Annotated in this window: 22 protein-coding genes; 17 read left to right on the top strand and 5 right to left on the bottom strand. The window is 41.7% G+C overall.

Annotated features, from left to right (window positions below):
* Window positions 1-23: 23 nt before the first annotated feature.
* The 5 genes from HZA77_12470 to HZA77_12450 all read right to left on the bottom strand — a co-directional run bounded on the left by HZA77_12470 (window position 24) and on the right by HZA77_12450 (window position 4,054).
* Entirely contained in the window at window positions 24-392 is a 369-nt protein-coding gene (locus HZA77_12470) for a DUF5615 family PIN-like protein (protein ID MBI5376246.1), read from the bottom strand.
* Window positions 389-619 carry a DUF433 domain-containing protein gene (locus tag HZA77_12465; GenBank protein ID MBI5376245.1) on the bottom strand — a complete coding sequence of 77 codons (231 nt, stop codon included), beginning with the start codon at window positions 617-619 and terminating at the stop codon, window positions 389-391. Before HZA77_12465 ends, HZA77_12470 begins: the two co-directional genes overlap by 4 nt.
* Window positions 620-762: 143 nt before the next feature.
* On the bottom strand, window positions 763-2,118 hold the full coding sequence (locus HZA77_12460; protein MBI5376244.1) for a replication-associated recombination protein A: 1,356 nt from the start codon (window positions 2,116-2,118) through the stop codon (window positions 763-765).
* Window positions 2,119-2,127: 9 nt separating this feature from the next.
* Complete coding sequence (locus tag HZA77_12455) at window positions 2,128-2,703, bottom strand: tetratricopeptide repeat protein (protein MBI5376243.1); 576 nt, start codon at window positions 2,701-2,703, stop codon at window positions 2,128-2,130.
* A 118-nt stretch (window positions 2,704-2,821) separates the two neighbouring features.
* Window positions 2,822-4,054 carry an SGNH/GDSL hydrolase family protein gene (locus tag HZA77_12450; protein ID MBI5376242.1) on the bottom strand — a complete coding sequence of 411 codons (1,233 nt, stop codon included), beginning with the start codon at window positions 4,052-4,054 and terminating at the stop codon, window positions 2,822-2,824.
* Between the two features lie 144 nt (window positions 4,055-4,198).
* Between HZA77_12450 and HZA77_12445 the strand changes: the two genes are divergently transcribed.
* From HZA77_12445 to HZA77_12365, 17 genes are all read left to right on the top strand, one after another.
* Complete coding sequence (locus HZA77_12445; GenBank protein ID MBI5376241.1) at window positions 4,199-4,699, top strand: cytochrome c3 family protein; 501 nt, start codon at window positions 4,199-4,201, stop codon at window positions 4,697-4,699.
* Between the two features lie 36 nt (window positions 4,700-4,735).
* The gene (locus tag HZA77_12440) at window positions 4,736-7,063 is read left to right on the top strand and encodes a molybdopterin-dependent oxidoreductase (protein ID MBI5376240.1); all 2,328 of its coding nucleotides are present in this window, start codon (window positions 4,736-4,738) and stop codon (window positions 7,061-7,063) included.
* Window positions 7,064-7,081: 18 nt separating this feature from the next.
* A complete protein-coding gene (locus HZA77_12435) occupies window positions 7,082-7,765 on the top strand; it encodes a 4Fe-4S dicluster domain-containing protein (protein MBI5376239.1) in 684 nt (227 codons plus the stop codon).
* 3 nt (window positions 7,766-7,768) lie between these two features.
* Window positions 7,769-9,133: a polysulfide reductase NrfD gene (gene nrfD, locus HZA77_12430; protein MBI5376238.1), complete on the top strand. Its 1,365-nt coding sequence runs from the start codon at window positions 7,769-7,771 to the stop codon at window positions 9,131-9,133.
* Window positions 9,134-9,144: 11 nt separating this feature from the next.
* Window positions 9,145-9,474 carry a hypothetical protein gene (locus HZA77_12425; protein ID MBI5376237.1) on the top strand — a complete coding sequence of 110 codons (330 nt, stop codon included), beginning with the start codon at window positions 9,145-9,147 and terminating at the stop codon, window positions 9,472-9,474.
* 11 nt (window positions 9,475-9,485) lie between these two features.
* The gene (locus HZA77_12420; GenBank protein ID MBI5376236.1) at window positions 9,486-10,694 is read left to right on the top strand and encodes a c-type cytochrome; all 1,209 of its coding nucleotides are present in this window, start codon (window positions 9,486-9,488) and stop codon (window positions 10,692-10,694) included.
* Window positions 10,695-10,948: 254 nt separating this feature from the next.
* The gene (locus HZA77_12415) at window positions 10,949-12,685 is read left to right on the top strand and encodes an exopolysaccharide biosynthesis polyprenyl glycosylphosphotransferase (protein MBI5376235.1); all 1,737 of its coding nucleotides are present in this window, start codon (window positions 10,949-10,951) and stop codon (window positions 12,683-12,685) included.
* 38 nt (window positions 12,686-12,723) lie between these two features.
* Window positions 12,724-13,521, top strand: a complete 798-nt coding sequence (locus HZA77_12410; protein ID MBI5376234.1) for a polysaccharide export protein — start codon at window positions 12,724-12,726, stop codon at window positions 13,519-13,521.
* Window positions 13,522-13,658: 137 nt separating this feature from the next.
* Window positions 13,659-15,155 carry an AMP-binding protein gene (locus tag HZA77_12405; GenBank protein MBI5376233.1) on the top strand — a complete coding sequence of 499 codons (1,497 nt, stop codon included), beginning with the start codon at window positions 13,659-13,661 and terminating at the stop codon, window positions 15,153-15,155.
* Between the two features lie 7 nt (window positions 15,156-15,162).
* Complete coding sequence (locus HZA77_12400) at window positions 15,163-16,326, top strand: alcohol dehydrogenase catalytic domain-containing protein (protein MBI5376232.1); 1,164 nt, start codon at window positions 15,163-15,165, stop codon at window positions 16,324-16,326.
* A 95-nt stretch (window positions 16,327-16,421) separates the two neighbouring features.
* Entirely contained in the window at window positions 16,422-18,191 is a 1,770-nt protein-coding gene (locus tag HZA77_12395; protein MBI5376231.1) for an AAA family ATPase, read from the top strand.
* A gap of 22 nt (window positions 18,192-18,213) precedes the next feature.
* Window positions 18,214-19,704: a flippase gene (locus tag HZA77_12390; protein ID MBI5376230.1), complete on the top strand. Its 1,491-nt coding sequence runs from the start codon at window positions 18,214-18,216 to the stop codon at window positions 19,702-19,704.
* Window positions 19,697-21,331, top strand: a complete 1,635-nt coding sequence (locus tag HZA77_12385) for an alkaline phosphatase family protein (GenBank protein ID MBI5376229.1) — start codon at window positions 19,697-19,699, stop codon at window positions 21,329-21,331. The genes HZA77_12390 and HZA77_12385 overlap by 8 nt, the downstream gene beginning before the upstream one ends.
* 33 nt (window positions 21,332-21,364) lie before the next feature.
* Window positions 21,365-22,327, top strand: a complete 963-nt coding sequence (locus HZA77_12380; GenBank protein ID MBI5376228.1) for a lysophospholipid acyltransferase family protein — start codon at window positions 21,365-21,367, stop codon at window positions 22,325-22,327.
* Window positions 22,328-22,390: 63 nt separating this feature from the next.
* Window positions 22,391-23,899, top strand: coding sequence for a B12-binding domain-containing radical SAM protein (locus HZA77_12375; GenBank protein ID MBI5376227.1), 1,509 nt, complete (start codon window positions 22,391-22,393; stop codon window positions 23,897-23,899).
* Window positions 23,896-25,416, top strand: coding sequence for a B12-binding domain-containing radical SAM protein (locus tag HZA77_12370; GenBank protein MBI5376226.1), 1,521 nt, complete (start codon window positions 23,896-23,898; stop codon window positions 25,414-25,416). The genes HZA77_12375 and HZA77_12370 overlap by 4 nt, the downstream gene beginning before the upstream one ends.
* Before the next feature lie 278 nt (window positions 25,417-25,694).
* On the top strand, window positions 25,695-26,681 hold the full coding sequence (locus HZA77_12365) for a radical SAM protein (GenBank protein ID MBI5376225.1): 987 nt from the start codon (window positions 25,695-25,697) through the stop codon (window positions 26,679-26,681).
* The last annotated feature ends 68 nt before the right edge of the window (window positions 26,682-26,749 follow it).

Raw genomic sequence — 26,749 nt, 5'->3', positions numbered from 1 at the left:
CTACTGCTCTTAATGGATGCACTTCATTCCCTAAATGGCAATTTACGGATCCGTATCCTCTGGTCTTCAAAAACAACTACACTTCCCTGCTCGAGAGCGTCTTTAATATCAGGCAGATTATTAATCAAAATATCCAATAAATTGTAAGTTCGTTTATCTTCCATTTTGAACAAGATAAAAGAAGGCTTAATCGAATTACGTGCTGCTAAAATAGTTCCAAAGTCAGTATCTTCAGAAATGAGTATTCGGTTTTCTCTTACTGCATAGTCAAAGATAACTTCATCAAGGGCTGATGACAATCCAATATCCCTGACATGCACTGACTCATATCCTAATTTAATAAGTCCCCCTGAAAACCGCGGAGAAAGAGCATTATCAATCAAAAATTTCATTTTCCTGATACGATAGGTATCTGTCGTTCTTCAACTGCCTTAGCAGCGAATCGTAAAGCTTCGTGAATATCTTCTGCCTCAAGGTCAGGATAATCCCTCAAAATTTCTTTTTCTTTAATCCCGTTTGCCACAAGACCAACCACAGTAGCGACAGGAATCCTAAGGTTTCTGATACAGGGGATTCCCCCCATCTGCTTAGAATTTATTGTGATTCTTTTAAATTTCATAATCCTTTCTCCAATAAAACTACTTTGTATTTATACTTTACAGTCAGAAAAACAAAAAATTTTACACCTGTTATCAAGTTTAATAAAATGTTAGTGAACTGTAACTCTATAAGCAAGATATTTTTTGGGGAGTTTCAAAGACGTCAGTCTTCTTTATCCCTTTTTTTTCCTGAAAGAAGGTCTTTCCAGAACTCAAGACGCTGGGCAATCTTTTTTTCAAAGCCTCTGTCTGTGGGAGTGTAGAATTCTTTGTTTTTCATCCCCTTGGGATAGTACTCCTGTTTTACTACGGCATTCTCATAGCTGTGAGGGTAAAGATAGCCGTCGCCGTAACCTTCTTCTTTCATAAGATCTGTCACAGGATTTCTCAAGTGGAGCGGCACAGGAAGATAGCCGGTATTTCTTACCTCTTTTTTGGCTGAAAGATATGCCATGTATGTAGCGTTGCTCTTTGGCGCAGTTGCAAGGTAAATGGCAGTCTGTGCAAGGGCAAGATCTCCTTCCGGCATACCGAGAAAGTCAACTGCCTCCTTGGCTGCATTTGCAACAAGCAGAGCTTGCGGGTCAGCGTTCCCCACGTCTTCGCTTGCAAACCTTACCATGCGTCTTGCGATATAAAGCGGGTCTTCTCCGGCTTCAAGCATCCTTGCAAGCCAGTAAAGGGAAGCGTCCGGGTCGCTGCCTCTTAAGCTTTTATGGAATGCAGATATTATATTGTAGTGTTCCTCGCCTGCTTTGTCATAGATCAGGGCTTTTTTCTGCATGACCTGCGTTATTGTGTCGTTAGTTATTTTTCTTTTCCCATCTGCATCAGGCTTTTCTGATGTTATGGCAACATCGAGGACATTAAGGGCAACTCTGCCGTCGCCTCCTGAAAGGGATGCGACAAATGAGAGAGTATCATCCGAGATATCAGGGTTATATTTTGCCACTCCGTGCTCTTTGTCATTCAATGCTCTTTTGATGATTTTTATTATTTCCTCCTCAGTTAAGGCATGGAGGGTATAAACCCTTGTTCTTGAAAGAAGAGGAGATATGACCTCAAAAGAGGGGTTCTCAGTTGTTGCACCTATCAATATTATCGCTCCTTCTTCAACATAAGGGAGGAACGCATCCTGCTGTGCCTTGTTGAAACGGTGTATCTCATCAATAAATATTATTGTCCTTTTCCCATACCGTTCCAGATTCTCTTTTGCGGTCTTTATTACTTCCTTTATTTCCTTTATGCCTGAGGTGACTGCGCTGAAGGAGATGAAAGTCGCTCCGGTTTTCTGCGAGATTATCTGAGCCAGGGTAGTTTTACCTGAGCCCGGCGGACCCCATAAGATTATGGAGCTTACCGAGTCTTCCTCTATCGCCTTTCTTAAAAACTTTCCTTCACCGAGGATGTGGTCCTGCCCGACGAATTCATCCAGATTATTGGGACGCATTCTTTCAGCAAGAGGGGCAAATTTCCCCGGTTTTACAATCTTGGGCTTGTCGTATTCGAATAGTTCCATTTATTATACTTATTCTTTCTTTTCTTCATGGCTCTCGTTAAGGAGAACATATGCCTTATCCCTGTTTTTCTGCGGAGTCTCATCAGAGGGATCAATCTTTATCGCTTTTTCAAATTCCTCAATCGCCTCTTTTATCATCCCTTTTTTTATAAGTACTGCACCATAGTCATTATGTGCAAGTGAATCATTTGGAAGAATCGCAACAGCTTTCCTGTAAGCTAAAAGTGCGTCATCATATTTTTCCTGGTCATAGTAAATTTTAGCTATGGATTTATAAAGGAATCTATATTGATCCGGTGAGTGCTCGAGCGCCATGCGGTAATGGATGATTGCCTCTTCATAATTTTTGAACTCAGTTTCCAATAGATAAGCAAGATCATAATGGGCAAGAGCATTTCCCGGGTCAATTTCAATGGCAGTCTTGTATTCTTCAATGGCGGTTTTAAAGTCCTTCACCCTGACAGCGCTGTTTGCGGTTTCTATGTGGTTTTTTGCAAGGCTTTCCGGCGTATCTCCCCCGCAGCCTGCATAAAAAATCAGAGAAAGACTCAATAAAAGCATGGATGGTACCAAAAGTTTTTTCATAACAATTCTCCTTCCTCTATGAAAAACTTATTTTGTGAAAGTAGTTTAGTTACAACTCCATATCTATTACAAAAAAATCTTTATGAATAAGGAATTGACGGTTGTCTGCACTTTAGTCCTAATATCCGGTAGAAATTGTCTGTTCGATATTTGCAATCTTTTTTTCCCTGTCATCTATGTTGAGAAGATTTTTTTCCAAAATATACTTTGACACAAGCAATCCTGCGAGATGGTTTCCGGTTTTGTTCCAGTGCGCATCATATTTCCAGTATAGGATCTTGGGAGTGAAATTCTTATTATCAGGATCTGCATTTGCCTCTTTTTTGAAATAAGGGAGGAGATCTATAAAATCTATCCCTTCTGCCTGAAAAAAATTATTGAGTATTCTGTTGGGTTTATCAGGAGCAATATTTTTGAACTCATCAAAACGATCTGAAAATACCTGGTATTTTGCGGGAATTTCTACAACCAGTAACCTGGCTCCGCAGCTTTCCGCCAGTTTTTTGAATTCTCTTAAATTCTCAAAATGCTGTTCCCATGCATTCTTGATCCACGGGTAATCATTATAAGACAAATCAAGCTCTATGGGGTTTAAGAACGCATTGAAAAATACAATTCGCACAAGATTATAAATGATAGAATGCTTTTTGAAAAAATATCTTATCCTCACAAAATAGGGATTTTTAGGATAATGGTTTAATCCGAATTTTTTCCAGAGATGAAATTCATCTTTGAGATCTTTACGTAAAAAAATCTCACCTGTTTTTTTATCAAGTGTCCTGTCAAAAACCCTGCATCCCTCTATAATTGTTATTTGAGGGAACAGATAGTCATCCTGGAGATCATTTATGAAATACCCTAAAATAATTAATTTTGGGGGATGCTTTACTTTCGAGATGATATCTTTTGCTTTGTAAAGCTCATCCTTGGTTCCATATCCTGATACGCCGCATTTTAGTATCCTGTATCCTAGAAGTGATTCTGCATATGTTCCCCATTTATCCTGAAAGTCAGTATAAGCATGGGTGAAGCTATCGCCAACAAGGAGGACGTAATTATCTATATTCTTTGCAGGAGTGTCAAAACATCCTATCTCATTTGACCAGATTTTATACGTACGGTCTCTGTCAGCATAAGCTTCGGATTCATTAAAATTTTCTCTGATATCATATCCCTTCACAGGGTCTGACTTGAAATAAAATTTGGGGAATGGATAATTATAAAATGAATATCGTTTGATAGTATGCTCGAACCTTGTGAATCTCAGAGCTATTTCGCCGGCTAAGAATGTAAATATGATACTTGCCAAAACAAGCACTAAATTTACTATCCTTCTTCTGGTTATTCTCATAAATACAGGTTAAGTTTTTAATAAAACTTTTGCTCTGACATTAAGATACCTTTACTCTCTGTTAATGGCAAGAAAGGAATTGAAAATTACAGAAGTGAAATTATAGTTGCCTAATATTGTGGTTTTTATTTTATAATAATAATCATGAAGAAATTTTTGGTACCTGCACTTATTCTTATTTTCTGTGGGGGCATTACAGTTTCTGTTTTCCCTCTCTCTAAGTTCTCAGGCCGGATTGTAAAATTCAGCCACAAAGTACATGTCGTAGGACAGGGCATTGAATGCGAGGCATGTCATGTCTATGTTAAGAAACAAACTTTTGCAGGTATTCCTGATATAGGTATCTGCCTTGGTTGTCATGAGAGCAAAATAACGGACAGCCCTGAGGAGGAAAAGATAAGACAGGCTTCCTCAAGGCATGAAGACCTGGAATGGGAAAGGGTTTTTAAACTCCCTTCTCATGTTTATTTTTCGCACAGAAGGCATGTGGGCATAGCGAATATTGACTGCGTGAAATGCCATGGCGAAGTATGGAAGATGACCGAGCCGCTTACAAGTCCTCTTAAAACATTGGTGATGGAAGACTGCATCGAATGTCACAAGGAGCGGAACGTTGTATGGGATTGTGTGGATTGTCACCGCTGAGAAAGCTGGGAAAGAATAATGAGGAGAAAAGGTGTTTTGAAGAAGCATAGAAATATAAAAAGAAGATCATTTCTAAAAGCTTCCGGAGCCGCTTCTGCTACTGCACTTGGCGGCTGCCAGAAGATAAAAAATGTGAACAAGGGAATCCATGAATTCCTGAACAGATTTGAGGAGGTCCCGGTTCCGCACGGCATTGAAACATGGAAGACTACGACGTGCAATCTCTGCTCAAGCTCCTGCGGCATCCGTGCAAGGACGATTGATGGCCGTCTTGTAAGCATAGAGGGGAATTCTGCCCATCCTGTAAACCGCGGCGGCATATGCCCCAGAGGTGTGAACGGGCTTCATATCCTTTATAATCCTAACAGGCTTTCGGGTCCGATGAAAAAAACCGGAAGCGGCGACAGTTCAAAATGGGAAAGGATATCCTGGGATGATGCCATGAAAGCTGTTACCGGTAATCTTAAATCCCTGAGGACACAAAGCCCGCAGTCTCTTATGTTTTTGCATGGGAAGCCTTCAACCAGTCTTGAAGTAAGTTTTGCTGACAGGTTTATGCAGGCTTATGGAAGTCCAAACTATATCTGCTACATGGATGGGCATGATTATTATGATTCATCCATGCTCGATGCAATTTATTTGATGCAGGGGATAAATGCTGCCCCTTCCTATGATATTGGTAATTCCAATTTTGTCCTCTCTTTCAATACTGATATCTTTGAAAGCCACGAGAACCTCATGCAGTCTTTAAAAGCTTATGGACAGGCCCACAGCGAAAGACCATCGGGCAGATGCAGATTTGTTCACGTGGGTCCGAGATTGTCCGCATCTGCTTCGACTGCGGACAAATGGATACCGGTAAGGCCCGGAACCGAGGGCGTTCTTGCTCTGGGTGTTGCGCATGTGATCATAAGGGAAGACCTCTATGATTATAATTTTGTGAATATAAACTGCAGCGGCTTTGAAGACCGGACTGATGAAAGCGGAAAAACAGAGAGGGGCTTCAAATCTGTTGTGATGAGTGAATATGCCCCTTCTGATGTTTCAAATATGACGGGAGTTAAGGTTGAGGAAATAATAAGGCTTGCAAGAGACTTTGCCTCTTCAAGACCTGCATTGGCTGTAGGAAATCGGACGCAAACGCGGATACAGCTTGCAGTCCATAGCCTTAACGCTCTTTTAGGAAGTATAAATACGAAAGGCGGCATCCTTTTCCCTCCTGATATAGTGTTGAAAAAAGAAGGAGAGAAATCATCATCAATATATGGAGAGAATAACACGGATTTTCTAAGTAAAATTATTTCTTCGCCGGAATCGCCGGTAAAGGCTCTTTTCATAAAAAATGCAAATCCGATTTACTCAAGTTTAGAGAGCGCGCTGTGGAGAAAAGCACTTGATAAAATACCTTTCAAGGTGAGTTTCTCCGGTATAATGGATGAAACATCATCTCTTTGTGATATGATACTTCCTGACTGCACATATCTCGAAAAATGGAACGGCTCCGCTGTTGCCACCTCTGAAGGTTATCAGGTATTTTCAATATCCCGGCCGGTTGTGGAGCCTGTTGTCGAATGCAAAGCATCTGAGGATGTTCTTTTAAACATTGCATCAGGACTTTCTCCGGAGGTCGCCATAAACTTTCACTGGAAGAGTTTCAGCGATTACGTAGAGCTTGCCATCGAAGGGCTTTTTGAAGCGGGAAGAGGGAGCAGGCTTGGAGAGGAATTTGAAGGGACATGGGTAAGACTTCTTGAAAAAGCAGGCTGGAGGATCCCATCAGAAGGCGGACTTGATGAATTCAAAAAAACGATAATAGATGCAGGAGGATGGTGGGACCCGATTTATTATTATGGGGAATTATCGCGTGTTATTTTAAAACCGACCGGCAAATTTGAGCTTATGCCGGCAATCAAAAGTATGACGAATTATTCTTTCCCCGAGCTGACGGAAACGGATGAAACACGAGAGCAGTATTTCGCACTTCATGTTTCTAAACCTGCGTCTCTTGCCGCACTGACCAACCCGAATTCACCCTGGATGCTTGATAATATAACATCTGTTCTGACTGATAGATGGAATACATGGATTGAGATAAATGAAGAGATCGCAAAAAAGCTCGGGTTTAAGCGGGGAGATGAGGTTATAGTGGAGTCTGATAAAGGGAAGATAAGGGCAGAGGTTACACCGACAAAGAGTATTCATCCAGAATTTGTTTCAATCCCTGCCGGCATGGGGCATGTTATCCCCGGTGAATGGTCAAATGGGATTGGAAGCAATGCAGCAGATATCATGAGTGCTGTGCGTGACCCAGTTACAGGGATTTTCCTTGCAGATAAGACGAAGGTGAAGATTTATAAAGCATAATGTTTTAGGAGTGATTAAATGCCGCGATGGGGAATGGTGATCGACCTTGATAAATGCACTGGCTGCGGAGCCTGTATTATCGCCTGCAATTCGGAAAACAACATTGGGCTCTCTGATCCTCAGCTTTTCAGGGAAGGAAGGTCCATAAGATGGATGGATATTCTTACAATTGAGGAAGGCGAATATCCTGATGTGAAGAAGAAAATAATGCCAAGACCCTGTTTCCACTGCGATAAACCTCCCTGTACCAAGGTCTGTCCTGTGAGAGCAACATATAAAGGAGATGGAGGTTTGGTTGGGCAGATTTATCCACGCTGTATAGGCTGCCGGTACTGTACTACCGCCTGTCCTTATACTGTGCGATATTTCGACTGGTATGTGCCGTACTGGCCCAGTGAGATGATGGCAACGCTTAACCCTGATGTCTCGGTACGCCCCAAGGGGGTTGTAGAAAAATGCTCCTTCTGCCACCATAGATGGCAAAAGGCTAAAGAGCTGGCAAGGTCTGAAAACCGCGATATGCGTGAAGATGATTATGTGCCTGCATGCGTCGAATCCTGCCCGGGCAAGGCGATGTATTTCGGGGACCTTGACAATCCTCAGCACAGGGTTACAGTTCTTTCGAAAAGCCGCAGGGCTTCACGGTTATTGGAAGATTTAGGGACAGAGCCTAAGGTCTATTACCTTTTAAAAGGTGAATGATAAATGGCGGATGAAAAAGTAAAAACCATCGGGGAAGACCCTGACGACATTCTCCTTGAGCCCATATTTAAAACAGGAAGGGGATTTTATATTACAGTAGGTATTCTTCTTGCCATTGTCGCCTGGGCCGGGATTGCTTATATGTCACAGCTCATATGGGGGTTAGGGGTAACCAATCTGAACCGTCCTGTTTACTGGGGGATGTATATTACAAACTTCGTATTCTTCATCGGCATAAGCCATGCGGGTACGCTTATCTCTGCAATCCTCCGGATAGCCAAGGCTGAATGGAGAAGAGCCATAACAAGGTCGGCTGAAATCATTACAGTGATGGTTCTTTTTATCGGTGCAGCAAATCCCTTTGTGGATATGGGTAGACCTGATAGGTTGTTAAACCCGATAATCTACGGAAGGTTCCAGTCCCCGCTATTGTGGGATATGGTGAGCATTACGACATATCTTACAGCAAGCACGGTTTATCTTTATATTCCCATGATACCTGACATCGCTTTGATACGTGACCGCTCTGAAGGGAAAATAAGGAAGCTCGTTTATTCAATTCTTGCCCTTGGCTGGGAAGGGACTCCTCTCCAGTGGAAGGTGCTTGAAAGATTGATTGCCATAATGGCGATTGTCGTTATCCCGGTAGCTGTTTCTGTACATACGGTTGTGTCATATGTTTTTGCCATGACCGTCCAGCCTATGTGGCACAGCACTGTATTCGGTCCCTATTTTGTGGCAGGTGCGATTTTTTCAGGGATTGCAGCCCTTATTATCGCCATGGCGGTTTTAAGAAAAGCGTTTAACCTTGAGAACTATATACGCCGTGTCCATTTCGAGAATATGTCATTACTTCTTCTTGTTATGACACTGCTATGGTTTTATTTTACATTCTGTGAGTATATCACGACGTTCTACGGCGCGGAGCCGGTTCACATGGCGGTATTCTGGGAAAAGTTCAGCGGGCGCTTCTCCCCTTATTTCTGGGTAATGTGCATCACCTGTTTTGTTATTCCATTTACGATATTGTGCAACAAGAAGACGAGAACAATTACCGGAATTGTGATTGCTTCAGTCTCAGTCACTATTGGAATGTGGCTTGAAAGGTTCTGCATCATTGTACCTACGCTTGCCAACCCAAGGCTTCCCTATGACAGGGGAAACTATTTCCCAAGCTGGGTGGAGTTTTCAGAAATGGCAGGATGTTTTGCGGGTTTTATCCTCCTCTATGTTTTATTTACAAAGTTCTTTCCCGTAATATCCATATGGGAAATAAAAGAGGGGCGTAAAAAATCTGTACAGGAGGTAAGCGAGAGGGTTGAAAGCTATCTGCCGGGACTGAAAAATGAACCGGAACGGGCTGATTAGGGAGAATAAGATTGAAGATTGATGACTCAACATTCAGGAAAATAACTTTTGCGGGACATGTTTCAATTGTTCTCGCCTTATGGGGAATGGCTGTGTTTATAATCGTTTTTCTCCTTAACGGTTATTTTTGGGCTTCTGAATGGAATGACCCTTCAGCGCCTTTTGCGCGTGTCATAGCTATTCTCATAATACCGGTATTCATTCTTCTTGCCGGCGTGGGAGGTACACTCTTTTTTGGGATAACTCTGGCTAAAGACAGACCTAATGATAAATTCAATGATAAACTCAAAGATAAACCCAAAGATAAACCAATGAATAAAATAGAGGAGATGAACCAGTGATGAGGGGGAACTTGAAATCTCAGAGTTTGTGTGTTCTCTTCCTGATCATGTTGATACTGCTTCTTGCCTCTCCCCCTGTATCATCTTCTGAGAGTATTAATGATAAGACTTCAGAACAGGGAAATCCTACGAAAGGATGGAAAGCTTTTTATGAGAAGGGGTGTATCAAATGCCATTCGGTTTGGGGAGAAGGCGGAAATGAGGGGCCTGACCTTGCGGTGTCAGAAGATAAGAGACGGGATATAACTGAAAGCAGTTTGGCTTCATCCCTCTGGAACCATGCGCCGGTTATGCTTGAGAAAATAGTCCTTAAAGAAATCAAATACGAACCTGTGTCAAAAGAGGAGATGTCAGATATCTTCTCCTTTCTTACCTTTATACGCTCTACCATTGAGATCGGTGATCCAAAAAAAGGGGCATCTTTTTTCGAAGAAAAAAAATGCAGCGTATGCCATTCTATTAAAGGGAAAGGTGGACGTGTGGGGCCTGAGCTTTCGGGCTGGGGAAAATATACAAGCCCGGTTGTATGGGCTGATCTCATGTGGAACCATGCGCCTGCGATGAAAAGAGAAATGGCTAAAAAAGGGATAAAATGGCCTACCTTTGAAAAAAGCGACATGGCAGATCTTGTGGCTTATATAAAGGAAGTATCAGGTGTGTCTGAAAAAGAATATTTGTCGCCCGGGAATGCCGCTGAAGGAGAGGAGATTTTCCGGAGGAAGGGATGCATCGCCTGCCATTCGGTATATGGCAAGGGAGGAAAAGCAGGCCCCGATCTTTCGAAGGCATTAAGTTCCGGGGAAAATGGAATCATCACCATAATGCAGATTGCAGGGCTAATGTGGAATCATTCCCCGCTTATGATTTCCAGAGGAGCCAGTATCAGCGAAGGAAAATTAGAGCTTACTTCTGATGAGATGTCTCATCTGGTTGCATATCTTTTAAGTTTAAGACGGGTTGAAACTGCCGGGGATGCCAAAATGGGCGCGGAGCTTTTCAATACAAAGAAGTGTTCTTCCTGCCATGTAAAAGGAACCGGGAAAATAGATGGGAAGATATCCCTGCCGTCTGACAATAATAAAATTTCTCCGATTTATATGGCGTGGGCGATGTGGAACCATGGGCCCAAGATGCGCGATGAGATGAAAAAGAAGAATATACAGTGGCCATTGATGGAAGACTCTGAGCTTGCCGACATAGCGGCATTTCTCAATAATTAAGTTTAATGTTGCCTACAACAAATATCTTAACTGGTTTATTTCCGCTTTTGTTTAAGATTCCTAAAACACGGCTGAGGTTGTAATATTACCTTAAATCCTGTATATGATAGTTTTTTCAATAATGAGTATTAAAAAATAACAATGTAACTTTTCTTACAGCCACAGATTGAAATTATTTGATAAACAGTAAGTATGGATTCTGTTGATTAGAAAAGGTGACTAAATTAGTAGGTTGCGTTATTATATAATTGATTATGACTAAAATTACTAAATGTATAATTCTCGCAGATAAATTAAGTAAGAGGTTAAGTCCTCTGACGAAGGATAAACCGGTCTTTATGCTGCCGGTTTTTAACAGACCGCTTGTCGAATACACGATACATTGTCTTGCCGGAATGGGGATAAATGAGATTGTTTTTGCCGCGTCGATGGGTAGTGCTTCAACAGCATATCTCGAAAGCCTTAAACGTAAAAACGGTCTTACTATAGATATACATTATACTGATGACGAAAAACCTCGTGGGAGCGCAGGGATACTGAGGGACATGAGGGATTTTATAGGAAATGACAAGTTTCTGGTTGTAGATGGGAACTCCTTTCTCGGTACCATCAACCTTAATGACATTGTAGCATATCATGATGAAAATCACTCTGTTGTAACAATCGCAGTGCAGGTTACAAAAAGATTTCTTTCAGAAGGAGTTCAGGTTGCAGACAACAATGCTGTGGGTTCTTTTTACAGCATACATCATTCAGTGGAAAGAAGATCTGTAATGAAGCCTCTTGGTGTTTATGTTTTTAATCCCGAGGCGCTTGAGTTTGTAAAAGATGATGGTTATTTCGACATTCAGGAGCAGCTTATTCCTCTTTTGAAGAATGCCTCATTAAGCGCATATACCTATGAAATAAAAGAAAGCTGTAAAGCAATCAACAGCATAGAAGATTATTATGAAGCCCACAGGGAGAACCTGTTTACGGGGCATGCAGAGGACGGTTATAAAATGCTTGCCGAAGGGATATGGGTAGGAGAAAATGTGTCAATATCTCCAAATACGTATATTCTCGGGCCGGTGTTAATCGGGAATAACTGTATGATTGAAGAGGGTTCACGGATAATCGGACCGACTGTGCTTGGGAACGGGTGCACGATAGGAAGAGGGGTTCTTGTGAGGGAAAGCATTCTCTGGGATAACTGCAGGGTGGAACAAGGCTCGGCGCTCGGTTATTGCATTGCCGGCAGCGGTCTTTATATCAACTCAGGAAAATCTTTTAAGAATAAGGTGCTTGTGGGAAATCTCAGTTTCGGGGATATAAATCTTCTCCCTGCGGGTTATGAGTTTAACGGTGTCGCTGCTATTGATTCTCCGCAGGTAAATCGTTTTAAGTACAGGACATTCCTCAGAATAAAACGTTTCGTAGATATTGTTTTTGCTTCTTTGGGATTAATTGTTTTTTCTCCCTTGATGCTTTTGATAGCTGCCGCAATTAGAATTGATTCAAGAGGGCCCATTGTATTCTGGCAGAAGAGATGCGGAAAAGACGGAAAAGAGTTCGGCATGCTCAAATTCAGGACAATGATTGAAGATGCAGAGAGCCTGCAAGAAAAGCTTGCTGCTCAGAAAGAATGCGACGGTCCGATGTTCAAACTGTCAAAAGATCCCCGCGTTACAAAAGTGGGGAGAATACTTCGTTCCACGAGCCTTGACGAGCTTCCGCAGTTTATCAATGTTTTGAAAGGAGACATGAGCCTTGTAGGTCCTAGACCTCTTGTGATGGAAGAAATGAAATTCTGCTCCAGCTGGCGTGACATCCGCCTTAAAGTTAAACCGGGGATTACCGGATTATGGCAGGTCGAAGGAAGAAGCGATTCCCCCTTTCACAGCTGGATAAGGTATGATGTTTTCTATGTCGAGAACCAGTCTGTATGGCTGGACATAAAAATTTTGTTTAGAACGATAATTGCTGTTTTAAAAAGAGCCGGTGCATATTAGAATAGAAACAAAATTTTTTTAAAAGAAGGTAATCAAATTTGCCAGTAAAAAAAATATTAGCATTTACATTGGTCGTATTTCTTGTTGCCTGTGCAAGCTGCAGTATGATTGGGAATAAACAGGATATCAGCGGAAAAGGAAATGCGGCATCTTCCGGACAGGAAAATCCGGCAGAAAATGAGAAAACTCCCAAAATAACTGAGTTTATTCTGGGTTCAGGGGATATTGTTGATATTTCAGTTTACAGACGTGATGAGCTATCCAAAACTCTGCGCATAGATTATTCCGGAAAGGTAATGTATCCGCTTGTAGGAGATATTCAGGCTGGCGGCTTAAGTATTTTCCAGCTCAGGGACAAGATAGCTCAAGGGCTTTCTCCGTACATTATTGATCCGCAGGTCTCAGTTGCAATTACTGCTATTCACAGCCAGAAAATAATGGTCCTTGGTGAGGTAACAAGTCCGGGATTCTTTCAGGCAGATGAGCCAATGACAATTGTTGAAGCCATATCGCGGGCAGGTGGCTTCACTATAGACGGGAAAAAGAAGAGCGTCCTTGTTATCAGGGGAGGATTAAAAAGTCCGCAATTGATAAAAGTCAATGTAGATGATATTTTAAGCGGCAGTGATAAAGGGAATAATATAGTACTTGTAAAAGATGACATTATATATGTTCCGAGGACAACTATTTCAGATGTTAGTTTGTTCTTCAGCCGCTTATCTGGTATTATTTCACCGCTCCTTCAGCTTGAAACAGGATATTTCATAGGCCAGCAGATAGATGAAGGTCCCGGCAAGGGAGGGAGTCCATCAGTTTCGTCACCGGGTGCCAAATAACAAGGGATGAAAAAACTGCCGGACATAGGGGTGATAAATGGTACTGCCGGATTCAGGAATACCTGGTATAAGTTTCTATAGGTACCTTGGGAAAGTTTATCATTCATGGGAAAGTCAGATTTAGAGGAAATTGGAAGATGGATGAAATCATGACACTTGTAGAGGCACTGGAAAAAAATGCGGCAGAATTTGCAGAAAAGCCGGCGATAGTTTTCCACGATAAAAAGACAAGCTACGCGGAATTTAACAGTCTTGTTAACAGGTTTGCCGGTGCTTTGTTAGAGCTGGGGCTGAAAAAAGGGGACAGGGTTGTACTTATGCTTCCCCGAATACCTGAACTCGTTATTGGTTTTCTTGGAATTGCGAAGGCGCGCGGCATAGCAGTTCCTGTTAATTATGAACTGACTGATAGAAATGTAAATGCCATTCTGAATAATATTTCCCCATTATGTGTCATCACTCAGATTTCTTTCCTTGAGCTGATAAAAAAATCCATTCCGCAAAACAGTGATATCAGGATTATAACTGTTGGAGGCAGAGAAGCGGGCTTACTTTCCTGGGAGGATGCGCTAAACTTAGGAAAGCCTGAAAACCCCTGTCTTCCGATAAATGACGAAGACATTGTTTATCTTAACTACACTTCAGGGTCAACCGGCACTTCCAAGGGAGCTGTGACGACCTATTCCAATATTTACTGGAATACAGTTGCCTCGATTGACTCTCTGGAATTGACAGCAGATGACATACATCTCTGTATGTTTGCCCCCTTTGCCCACCCTCACGAAATATTTGCAAGACCGGTCTATCTTGGAGGGACAATGGTGCTTGTCGATAAAATCTATCCCAAGTCCATAGCTGAGGCAATTGCAAATCATAAGGTAACATGCATGATGGGGCTTGTCCCGATGTATGAAAACCTCCTTGAAGTTCTTGACCACAAAGAATATGACATGAGTTCTTTAAGAGTTCCTGAAAGCGGCGGGATGTATACACCTGTTAAGCTGATTGAAAGATTTGTGCAGAGGGTTGGGATTCCAATTATCCCTGTCTGGGGAAGTACTGAGACAACCGGAATTGCCCTTGCAGTGAAACCGGGGAGATTAGCGCCGGCAGGTTCAGTAGGCAAACCTTGCAAATCATATGAAGTGAAAATAGTAGATGACAGAGGAAGGGAGCTTCCTCCCGGAAGAACAGGGGAGATGGTATTCAAGGGTCCTGCTGTTGTAAGCGGATATTATGGTGATGATATAACTACAAGTTCATGCTTTCGCAACGGCTGGTATTACAGCAGTGACCTTGGCAAATGCGACAATGATGGTAATTTTTATTTTATTGAAAGAAAGATGGGAATGATGAAGATTGCCGGGCTCAAAGTTTATCCGCTGGAGATAGAACGGGCGTTGCTTGAACATCCTGATATCAGGGAAGTTGCAGTAGTTGCTCTTGATGACAGACTGAGAGGAAAAGTTCCAAAGGCTATCATAGTCCCTATGCCCGGGAAAAATATAGAAGCAGATGAGATTCTAAGCTTTTGCAAGAATCTCCTTCCTCGTTACAAACTTCCAAGGGAGATAGAACTCAGAGAATCCCTTCCAAAAACCGGCAGCGGAAAAGTTAACAGAAAGGCATTGTGATCTTCTGATGATGAAAGCCTTCATTGCCAACGCCGAATGGCAGCCTCGTAATTCCTATAAATTGAGTGAAGATGAAAAAAAAAGGAAGAGAGCTGTCAATGGGAATATGGTATGGAAAAACCCCGGATTCGAAATCAGGAACGTGCCGGTTCCGGAGACCGGAGATGATGAAGTCCTGATAAGGGTTAAAAGTTGCGGAATCTGCGGCTCCGATACTCATGTCTACAAGACGGATGAAGAGAAGTACATAATCTTTTCAGGTCTCGCCAAATTTCCCTGCATTTTAGGTCACGAATTTTCCGGAATAGTGGAAAAGACAGGGTCTCTTGTGAAGACCCTTAAAGTTGGCGACAAGGTTGCAGTTGAAAGCATTATGTGGTGCGGAATATGCAGGTCGTGCAGGGGAGGGGCTCCAAACCAGTGCAGGAATATAGAACTTTTAGGATTAAGTTCCGACGGAGCGCTTGCAGAGTTTGCAGCAGTAAAGGAGAGGTACTGCTGGAAGATTAATGAGTTTGAGAAAATATATCCGGGTGATGAGCTTTTTGATGTGGGAGCGCTTATCGAACCTGTTGGTTGTGCTTACAATGGTATTTTTATTGCCGGAGGAGGATTTGCTCCCGGTGCAGTGGTTGCTGTTTATGGTACAGGTCCCATAGGACTTGGTGCAATTTCACTTGCCCGGGCTGCAGGAGCAAGCAGTATAATAGCCTTTGACAGGGTTGATGAAAGGCTGAATATTGCCTCTCAAATGGGGGCAGACCATGTTTTTAATGTTGAAAAAATGGTGAAAGGTGAAGCCTCCCAAAGGGTTATGGAACTGACTGATGGTTTTGGAGCAGATGTGCAGGTGGAAGCAGCCGGTGCGGCTCCTCTTACTGTCCCTGAAATGGAGAAATCCATGTCGCTTAACGGGAAGATCATATATCTTGGCAGAGCAGCATGCAGTACACCTGTTAATCTGGATTTGTTTGTATCGGGGGCTAACAGCCTAATAGGTTCAAGGGGACATTCCGGATATGGGATTTATCCGAACATTATACGGCTTATTGCTTCGGGCAGGCTTAAAGTTGAGAAAATGGTAACATCCCGCTATCCGTTTGACAGGGTTATGGAAGCATTGGAATTGTCATCACACTGTACAGATGGCAAAATAATCATTAGAATTTGATTAAATAAATTCCTCAATCCATTGAATCAGTGTATAATAAATTAATGATTTAATTTTTGTTTTTTTTGTGCCTTGAGGCAGAATAAATATAATAAATGGAACTGATAAAATATCTTGAGATAATCTGGCGAAGAAAATACGTCCTTATAATATCAGTGCTGATACTTGTAGCGCTTCCCATTTTTCTTTCAAAGAAAGTAATCCCAATATACAGCGCTACATCAAAGCTCATGATAAATATCAAAGACTATAAACCCCAGATATTTTCAAATAGCCCGGATGATCTTGGGAAGTTTAATTATATTCAGGAGAAAAATGTAATTGATACTTATCAAACACTTATCAGGACCAGAACTGTAGTTGACCCGGTTATCAAAGAGCTAAACCTGAAAAATGAGGACGGAAAACTTATTGAAGGTGACAAATTCTTTATTGACACTTTCAGCATATATAAGCTTTTGAGTTCACAGAAAAAAGGGGTGAAGGTTGCACAGATAGAGAGCGCTGAAATTTTTTCAATAACCGGCTATTCAAGCAATCCTGAAGAGGCTGTAGCAATTGCAAACAGGGTCAGCGAAAAGACCATGGATTTTTATTTCAATCTCAACAGGGCTGAGATGACTAAAACTGCTGCTGTATTAAAAGCCAGGCAGAAAGTGATAGTCAAAAAATTGGATGAATATGAAAGTGACGTAAGCGATATCATGTTTAAAGGAGGCTTTGCTGACTTAAGCACGAAGAAGGAACAGCTGGAAGAACAGCTTGTTTCGCTTGAGACTAAACTTCCTGCCCTTAAGATTGAGCTTACTGAAAAACACCCTGATGTACTTTCTATAATTAAACAGATTGAAACTGTAAAGAAACAGCTTGCTGCCATACCTGTGATGCAGATGAGACTTAACGAAATACAGAGAAAAATGGATGTGCTTGATAACAGTAATAAGATGATTGATGAACAAATTGCTATTGCTGAGATGCTTTCAGAAATGGATATAACGAATGCAATTCTCATTCAAAGGGCAAAACCTTCCTTCGATCCTGCCAATGACATTTATCTTCCCAATACAGGTATGGTGCTCGGCATAGGGGGCGGACTCAGCATAGTAATAGGGTTGTTCCTTATTTTCACTTTAGAATACTTTGATACCACATACAAGGCCATTGACCCGGTAAGAAAAGATTTCAGCGGACTTATATTGGGGATCGTGCCTCTGGTGTCATGGCCTTTTGTAAGATGGGTCACTTTCTACTGGAACAAGCGGTTTCTTGACAGCATAGGGGATATTGGTTCAGGTATTATAAAAACAGGCAATAAAGTTACAGGCATCTTCAGCCCCACACAAGGTGACGGGAAATCGGTTATATCTTCATATCTTGCCCGTGTAATAGCTGAACGCGGCAAAAGGGTGGTACTTATTGATGCTGATTTTTTCCAGAGCAGACTTAAAAGATATTTCCGTCTTAAATCAAAGCCAGGCCTTAAGGATTACCTCGACAAGAAGGCATCGCTTGAGGAAGTTATTAAGAGTTCAAATATAAAGGGGCTTGACATCATTCCCCTTGGGAAAGGTAAAAACCTTCCTTCCATGTATTTGGGGATGCCGGAATTCAAGGAACTTATTGATGAGCTAAAGAGTAAATACGATTTTATAATCATGGACTGCACTTCTCTTGTAAGAAGAAATATCTTTACAAACTCTCTTGCTTCCCACGTAGAGATTCCTGTCATGGTAGTTTCGCTTTTCAAGACTGAAGCAAACCATTTCAAAGAATCTTTGAACATACTCAGCGACAGCGGAATCCCACCTTACGGAATTGTTATAAACCGGGCCAGAGATATAAGAACTTCCTTCAGTCTCTATTAATAATGCATAAGCAGGACATTAAATGACGACAGCTCGGGCAGAATCATCAAAAGCAGCAATCAATGGGCAAAACAGCGGACTTGTAGGAAACTTCATTGCAACCGCGATAGCCCGTATCCTGGATATTGCCGGCAACTTAGCTGTTATACTTATAATAACAAGATACCTGTCATTAGAGGATTACGGCAGGTATGGTTTTATAGTTTCTTTTGTCACCACTGCGGTAACTGTGACTTATTTTGGTCTTGAGATAGTGAGCATTAGGGAAATGGCCTGTGACAGGGAAGCTGCTCCGCTTGCGTTGGGAAACGCTCTTACGATCCGCTGGGGCCTTTCCGGTGCAGTGTTCATCTTTATTCTTGCATCTATCCCATTTTTACATCTCACACCTGAGGGTTCCCTTGCTGTTTTTATTGTTGCAGTAACGCGTATCCTCATTGCTTCTTCCATGATGTATCAGGCTGTTTTCAAGGCTTTTGAAAGGATGGAGTATGATGCATATATCACGATATTTTTCCAGGCAATAAACCTCATATTTATAGCCTTTGCATGTTACCTGAATTTAGGTTTCCTGTTTATTTTTTACTCGCAGGCTCTTGCTTCGGTTTTAAGATTCATTGCAGTTTTTATAGTAGTCAGAAGAGTTTTTATCAAACCCGTATTCCATTTCGACAAGGTGAAGCTTGGCGTTTTTTTTAAATATACTTATGTCATGGGATTAATCGCTCTTTCTATGGCGTGCTGCAACAATATGGAAATATTCTTCCTTAAATATCTTGCTGATAACGAGGAAATATCTCTCTTCTATGCCCCTTATTCCATCCTTTCAGCGGCGCAGTTTATACCGACCGTTATGATCACATCTTTCTTTCCTGTAATGTCAAGGATGATTAAGGGAAGCCAGGAAGAGAAAGAGAAGCTTATATTCCTTTTCAGTAAAATCTGTAAACTCCTTGCTATGGGAGGACTGCTCGGCGGAGTCGTCTGTTTTTCTTTTTCCAATCAGATAATAGATATCATCTTCGGAGCCAAGTATGATGCTGCCGGCGGTGTTTTTTCGATAGTTTCTCTCAATATTTTTTTTACATTTCTTGTGCCGCTGTTCAGCCTGCTGATGGCAGCTGCGAACAAGGAGATAATAGTTTTTTTCTGCTCCCTTGTAACAATAGCGTTAAAGGTTCCTTTTGATCTCTGGTTAATTCCGGCTTACGGCAATCTTGGAGCAGGAATTGCCTATGCGGCAGGTTCGGCTTTTTACTTTTTCCTGATTCTGTATTTTGCTTTCAGTCATGTTTTTACGTTCGCTTTTTTTTCAATGCTTGCAAAATCTCTTGTTTCAGCCCTATCTCTTGCTGCAGGATTTTTCCTGTTTAAGGGTATGAATATTCCCTTATCAGTCATTGCCGGCATTGTCTTCTGTACCATCACATTGTTCCTTTCAGGCGCAATAGATAAAGAAGATATAGATATTTTCAAAAAGATAGTTTTGAAAAAAGGGGAGAGACTTGGCTGAGAACAAAGTAGTTATAATTGGAATAGACGGCGCTACCTTTGACCTCATTGACCCATGGGTGAAGGAAGGGCATCTTCCCAATATCGAAAGATTACTTAATGAAGGGACGCATGGAAAACTTAAATCATCTATTCCCCCTTTAAGCCCCTGTGCATGGACTTCCTTCATGACAGGAGCAAACCCTGGAAAACATGGGATACTAAATTTCGGTGAACTGTCAGAGAAAGATCCGAGGTTTGTAAAGTTCGTAAAATCTCAGGACAGGGGGATGCCTCCATTCTGGATGTACACATCGCGGGAAGGGCTTAAAAATATCATAATAAATGTACCAATGACATATCCCCCTGACAAGGTTGAAAGCGTCATGATATCAGGGATGGATGCTCCTGAAGGCGTTGATGATTATACATATCCCAAGGAAATCTATGAGCAGATTGAAAGTAAGGTTAGAAAATATGTTGTTGACATCACCCTTGACTCTAATCAGATTCTTGACCGGGAGAAATATGTTGCTGACGTGATAGCCATGAACAGGCTTAGGACCGACACAGCGCTTAAGCTTATGGAGGATTATGCATGGGATGTTTTTGTCATAGTTTTTGTGGCAACCGACAGGGTTCAGCATGATTTCTGGCAGGATATGCTTGAAGCTCCGGGAAATGATAATGCGGTATTTTCAGTATATAAGGAAGTTGACCGCTCAGTTGGAGCTCTGCTGGATAAAGCCTCTGAAAAATCACATAAGATAATAGTTTCAGACCATGGCTCAGCAACTGTTTCAAAAACAATTGTCATCAATAAATTCCTTGAAAAGAGAGGATACCTTAAATATAAAAATCCGGGGGCTTTGAGGAAGTACATATTTAAGCCTTTCATGTTTATTAAAAGTATGTTCCCTGAAAGTATTAAGAAAAAGCTTAAAGCTGTCTTTAAAGTGGAAGTAAACGAGATCCCTGCTTTGCAGTTGATAAATATAGACTGGGGGAAAACAAAAGTATTTCATTTTGGGCCTGCCGGCAACATTTATATTAATCTTCAGGGGAGAAACCCGCAGGGAATAGTAAATACAGGGGAGGAGTATGAGAGTTTGCGGGACAAGGTGATTTCGGAGCTTTCGTCGCTCGTTGACCCTGAAACAGGATTAAAAGTGATAAGAAAGGCACATAAAAGAGAGGAAATCTATTCAGGGCAGATGCTTGAAAAGGCTTCTGACATAGTCCTCGAGATCGAAACCGGTTACACCTGCAATGATGTGCTCGTAGAGGGGAAGGTTATAAGCAGCTGCAACCTTGTTGATGATTTTTTCTGGAAGGACAACAGATGGTCCTCAGACCATGAGCCCAATGGTATTTTAATAATGAGCGGTGGGGGGATTAAAAAAGAAAATGAAATTAAGGGTGCAGAGATTATAGATATCATGCCTACACTGTTCTATATCCTGGGTATACCAATCCCCGACAATCTGGATGGAAAAGTTCTTGTTGATGCTTTCGAGGAGAGCGTTACTGAAGGAAGAAAACCTGTTTATACATCAGATAACCTGTCCGGCTATTCCGCATCGGGAGAGGGAAAAGATGAAACTGAAAATATAAAGGATCGCCTTAAAGGGCTTGGATACATGGGATGATGATGTAATATTAGTTATAGGTGAGAAAAGGTAATGTCTGGAATTGCTGAAAACATAAAGAGGATTTTAAAACTTTTTTTTCTTTACACTGTTGGAAATATTTTCAAACTCTTTCCTTACAACCTGAGCTGTTTGTTAGGCGATATAACAGGCTCATTGTCATTTGCCATAGAAAAACATAAGAGAGGAATAGTTGAAGCAGAACTCCGGGCTCTTCTTGGAAGGCGACTTGACGGAAAAGACATTGATATCATAGTGCGCGACTGCTTCAGAAATTTCAGAAAAAACGCCTTTGACATCTGGCAGTTCAGCAGGATGAATAAGGAAAGAGTAAGAAGGATTTCAGAGATAGAAGGGAAAGAGAACCTTGACAATGCGCTTAAGAACGGGAAAGGAGTAATGATATGCCTTTCCCATTTCGGCTCATACAAAATGATCCTTCCTGTGCTTGGCTTTGAAGGCTATCCTGTTAATCAGGTTGCCATAAGGCCCACATCGTTTGTAAAAGATGGATGGAGCAATGCTGTTGATAACAGGATAATGGAGATGGAGTACGAGTCGGAAAAAAAGCTTCCGGTCAAATTCCTTTATATTGACCGGTTTTTAAAATCAATATTTGAGGCCCTTAAAAAAAATGAGATAGTAGTAATGTCCATGGATGGGGTTGCCGGAGCAAGGCGGACAAGAGTTGATCTTCTTGACCGCAAGGTACTTCTTTCAACAGGGGCGATAGAGATAGCAATGAAGACAGGAGCTTCTCTGGTACCGGCTTTTATGGTACGCGGAAGCGACAAAAGACACAGGATAATTTTGGGAGAGCCTATAGGTATTGACAATGAAATTCCAAAAGATGATGCAATACTAAAGGCAACGCAGTCTTTTGCAGGAATTCTGGCCAGTTACATTGAAAAATATCCTTCTCACTATGGGATGTTTCTGTATGTGGCTAGAAAAAACCCTGTACAGGGAAATCAGCATATCTTCCAGGATGTTTAGATGTTTCATATATTGCATACATTTTAGTTGTAAATTAATTAACAGGACATACACGAGAATAATATGACGGTAACATTGATATCACCGCAGAGCGATATCAGCGCCTTTGGCATAAGGTCGCTTTCAGCATACCTTAAAAAGAACGGAATTCCCACAAGACTCATATTCCTTCCGGACATTAAGTTCGATACAGGGGATAATGGAGACAGGGCTTATCGTTATAGTGAATCTGTTCTTGGACAGGTCGCAGAGCTTTGCAGGGATTCCGTTCTGGTCGGGATATCACTTTTTTCATGCCATTTCGACAGGGCCATAGAACTTACGAATTATTTAAAGGAACATATCAGCTCCCCGGTAGTCTGGGGAGGGATACATCCGACAGCCGCACCCGAGCATTCTCTTGAATACAGTGATATCATCTGCATCGGCGAAGGGGAAGATACCCTTCTTCAACTTGCACAGCGAATTTCTAAAGGCGATGATTATCTTTCAGTTCCCGGTCTCTGGATAAATAAGGACAGGGAAATTATAAAAAACCCCATGATGCCATTGAAAAGTGACCTGGATCAGCTCCCGCATCCTGATTATTCGCTTGAGGAACACTATTTATTCGACAGCGGTGAGGACAGAATATCCAAGATGGACGAAGATTCCCTTATAAGGTTTCTTCCCAAGGACCCTGAAAGCGGAAAGCCTACCTATCAAACCATGGTGACAAGAGGATGTCCGCACAACTGTGCCTATTGTTTTACCTTCAAGAATTTTTATAAAGGTGAAAAGTATCTGAGACACAGGTCTGCCGGGGATGTTGTCTCTGAGCTCGAGGAAATAAGAAGCAGGTTCAGGAAGATTGAGATGGTTGTCATAAGCGATGATTCTTTTTTTGCCATACCGGAAGAGGAGATTAAAAAGTTTGCCGAACTATACAGGCAGAAGATATCCCTCCCCATGCGGTGTCTTGGAAGTCCTTCAACCGTTACTGAAAAGAAACTTGGTTATCTTGTAGACGCTGGTCTTTTTCAGATACAGATGGGGATAGAGACAGCAAGCGAAGCAACGCGGAAGATATATAACCGGACTATTACGAATAGCAAGGTGATGGAATCTGCTTATGCTATTAACAAGTTCAATGGCAGGCTTATGCCTTATTATGATTTTATAACTGACAATCCTTACGAGAAAAAGGAAGATTTCCTTACAACGCTTAGATTTGCCGCCAATCTTCCAAGGCCCTATTATCTTCAGATCTTTTCTCTCGTGCTTTTCCCAGGGACCCAGCTTTACTACAGGGCCCTTAAAGAAGGTCTGATAAAGGAAAGCGACATCATGAAGATGTTCAGGAAACAGTTCCATTTTGAAAAAAAGAATTATATGAACTTCATGCTTCATCTTATAAATATCCCGCTTCCGAAATTTGTGTTCAGTATTTTACTCAGCGATTTTGCTGTATGGGTTCTCGACAGGGAAAGCATAGGAAAGTTGCTTTACAGAGCTTATTATTACTATAAAAAGATTCAGGCTAAACAGAGAGCTTCAGCTATTAATTCATTGAAGAGAGAAAAACAAATATGACTGTAACCTTGATATCTCCGCAGAGCGACATAAGTGCTTTTGGCATCAGGTCTCTCTCAGCATATCTGAAAAAAAACGGGATTCCTACGAAGCTCATATTCCTTCCGGACATGAAGTTTGATATGGAGGCGAATGAAAACGAGATTTACAGATACAGCGACAAAGTGCTTGGACAGGTTGCGGAGCTGTGCAAGGATTCCATGCTGGTCGGGATATCTCTTTTCTCATGTCATTTCGACAGGGCAATTCAGCTTACTGATTATCTCAAAGAACATGTTGATGCCCCGGTAATCTGGGGAGGAGTGCATCCCACAGCTGCACCTGAGTATTGCATTGAACACAGCGATATCATCTGTCTTGGAGAGGGGGAGGACACGCTTTTGGAACTCACTCGGCGCATTTCGGAAGGACGCGATTACCATACTGTCCCGGGGCTCTGGGTAAAGAAGAACGGCGAGATTATAAAAAATCCGATGATGCCTCTTAAAGGAAGCCTCGATGATCTTCCTGTTCCTGATTATTCCCTTGATGAGCATTATATTTTTGATAAAGACAAGGACAGCATCTTCAAAATGGATGAAGAGCTTCTTATGAAATTCATTTTCAGGGACCCGGAAAACGGCAAGCCCATCTATCAGACCATGGTTACCAGAGGGTGTCCTCACAGCTGCACATATTGTTTTACATTCAGGAATTTTTACAAGGGGGAAAAGTATCTGAGGCACAGGTCTGCGGAGAATGTCATTTTTGAAATGGAAGAGATTAAAATGAAGTTCAGGAAGTTCGAGATAATGCTTATAAGCGATGATTCATTCTTTGCCATACCGGAGGAGGAGATAAAAAAATTTGCCGGGCTTTACAGTAAAAAGATATCTCTCCCTTTCAGGTGTCTTGGCAGTCCTGCGACAGTGAACGAAGAAAAACTCGCCTGTCTTGTCGATGCCGGACTCTTTCAGATACAGATTGGCATCGAGACAGCAAGCGAAGGGACAAGAAAGATATACAACAGGAGCATAACGAATAAAAAGGTTCTGGATTCTGTGAATACGGTTAACAAGTTCAAAGCCCGTCTTATGCCTTTTTATGATTTCATAACTGACAACCCCTACGAAAAGAAAGAGGATTTCCTTACTACCCTGAGGTTTGCTGCAAGTCTTCCTAGACCTCGTCATATCCAGGTTTTTTCACTCGTGTTTTTCCCCGGGACCCAGCTTTACTACAGGGCATTGGAAGACGGCTTGCTCAAGGAAAGTGATATTATTAAGGGGTTCAGGAAACAGTTCAATTTTGAGAAAGAGACTTACATGAACTTCATGCTTCATCTTATCAACTTCCCCATTCCGGGCTTTATAGTTGCCATGCTGGTCAGCGATTTTGCAGTGTGGTTTTTTGATAGAAAAAGCACAGGGAAGATGCTTTACTGGTTGTTAAACTCATATAAAAGGATGAAATCACAACGAAGATATTCCTATTCCAGTCATATCTCGGAAGAAAAGAGCTTGTCCTCTACCCCTTAGGTCTTTCCTATATTGCAAGCAGGCTTGATGGTCATGAGGTAAGGATCTATGATCCTAATACTTCCGGTGACCCCTACGAAGGACTGAGGAAGGGTCTTAAAGATTTTAATCCTGATGTAGTTGGCATATCTGTAAGAAATGTTGATACGCTTACCTTCAGCGATAACTTTTATTATCTCAAAACGCTCTCCCCTTCGCTTTCCATAATAAAAGAGATTGTCCCGGGTGCAAAGATTGTCATTGGCGGGCCGGGCTTTTCCATATTTGCTCCTCAGATAATGGGAAGGTACAGGGAACTTGACTTCGGCGTGTTTCTCGAAGGAGAGGAAACGTTTCCTGAGCTGCTTTCAAACTTTGAGACTCCCGGGAATGTTAAGGGGGTCTATTACAGGGATGGTACGGATATTAAGTTTACCGGCAGAAGGGAATTGCCGGACTTTGAACGGGAAAAACATCCGAGACGGGATCTGTTGCCTCCATCCAATTACAGGGATCCTTACAGCCTCGGTGTACTTGCAAAACGCGGCTGCTCGTTAAAGTGCATTTACTGCAATTATTCTTTTTTGAATGGCCTTAGAATAAGGGAAAGGCCTCCGCAGGATATAGTTGATGAACTGGAAAACCTATCAGCAAACTATGGGGTGAAGACTTTCATGTTCGCTGATGCGATTTTCAATCTTCCCAAAAAACATGCCGTAGAAATCTGCAATGAAATAATAAGAAGAAAGCTTGAAATGAAATGGGGTGCTTATTTCACAGAGATTGGATTTGACGATGAGTTTGCTGGCCTCTTAAAAAAAAGCGGGTGCGATCTGGTGTTTTTTTCTCCTGATGGAAATTCTGAGAAATCATTGAAGCTACTTAAGAAACCAATTGATGTCAGCGAGATTAAAAGGACGTTTAAATTAGCCTCAAGAAATAAGGATATTAATTTCATTTTTTGCTTCTTTTTTAATCCTCCGGGACAGGACCTTATCTCATTTATTAAGCTTTTCCTGCTGTCTGTATGGTATAATTATATAGCAAGGGGAAATATCAATGTTCCTCTCAATAACCCGCGGCTTGAGCCGCATACTGATATTTACAGAATGGCCATTGAAGAAGGAGTGAGCCTTACTGAAGATGAACTGCTGCCCAAAAGAGATGAGGAGCTTTCGAAACTTTTTTATGTGAATCCATCTTTAAAGATTGCCAATACGATAATGTTGAATTTTTCACGGATTATAAAAGGAGTAAAAAGGGTATTGCGGGGGGGCGGGTCTTGACAGCTTCTTTATCCTTTTTAGTATGTTGTTTTTTCCACTTAAATACTTTAGCTTGTTAATAAACATGA

Source organism: Candidatus Schekmanbacteria bacterium (assembly GCA_016219965.1).
GTDB lineage: Bacteria > Schekmanbacteria > GWA2-38-11 > GWA2-38-11 > J061 > JACRJM01.
This window is presented reverse-complemented; position numbering and strand designations above follow the sequence as displayed.

Coding starts and splice junctions, on each gene's coding strand:
- HZA77_12470 (MBI5376246.1), bottom strand. CDS start 392: ATGAAATTTTTGATTGATAATGCTCTTTCTCCGCGGTTTTCAGGGGGA.
- HZA77_12465 (MBI5376245.1), bottom strand. CDS start 619: ATGAAATTTAAAAGAATCACAATAAATTCTAAGCAGATGGGGGGAATC.
- HZA77_12460 (MBI5376244.1), bottom strand. CDS start 2,118: ATGGAACTATTCGAATACGACAAGCCCAAGATTGTAAAACCGGGGAAA.
- HZA77_12455 (MBI5376243.1), bottom strand. CDS start 2,703: ATGAAAAAACTTTTGGTACCATCCATGCTTTTATTGAGTCTTTCTCTG.
- HZA77_12450 (MBI5376242.1), bottom strand. CDS start 4,054: ATGAGAATAACCAGAAGAAGGATAGTAAATTTAGTGCTTGTTTTGGCA.
- HZA77_12445 (MBI5376241.1), top strand. CDS start 4,199: ATGAAGAAATTTTTGGTACCTGCACTTATTCTTATTTTCTGTGGGGGC.
- HZA77_12435 (MBI5376239.1), top strand. CDS start 7,082: ATGCCGCGATGGGGAATGGTGATCGACCTTGATAAATGCACTGGCTGC.
- nrfD (MBI5376238.1), top strand. CDS start 7,769: ATGGCGGATGAAAAAGTAAAAACCATCGGGGAAGACCCTGACGACATT.
- HZA77_12415 (MBI5376235.1), top strand. CDS start 10,949: ATGACTAAAATTACTAAATGTATAATTCTCGCAGATAAATTAAGTAAG.
- HZA77_12405 (MBI5376233.1), top strand. CDS start 13,659: ATGGATGAAATCATGACACTTGTAGAGGCACTGGAAAAAAATGCGGCA.
- HZA77_12400 (MBI5376232.1), top strand. CDS start 15,163: ATGATGAAAGCCTTCATTGCCAACGCCGAATGGCAGCCTCGTAATTCC.
- HZA77_12395 (MBI5376231.1), top strand. CDS start 16,422: ATGGAACTGATAAAATATCTTGAGATAATCTGGCGAAGAAAATACGTC.
- HZA77_12390 (MBI5376230.1), top strand. CDS start 18,214: ATGACGACAGCTCGGGCAGAATCATCAAAAGCAGCAATCAATGGGCAA.
- HZA77_12380 (MBI5376228.1), top strand. CDS start 21,365: ATGTCTGGAATTGCTGAAAACATAAAGAGGATTTTAAAACTTTTTTTT.
- HZA77_12375 (MBI5376227.1), top strand. CDS start 22,391: ATGACGGTAACATTGATATCACCGCAGAGCGATATCAGCGCCTTTGGC.
- HZA77_12370 (MBI5376226.1), top strand. CDS start 23,896: ATGACTGTAACCTTGATATCTCCGCAGAGCGACATAAGTGCTTTTGGC.
- HZA77_12365 (MBI5376225.1), top strand. CDS start 25,695: ATGGGAAGGTACAGGGAACTTGACTTCGGCGTGTTTCTCGAAGGAGAG.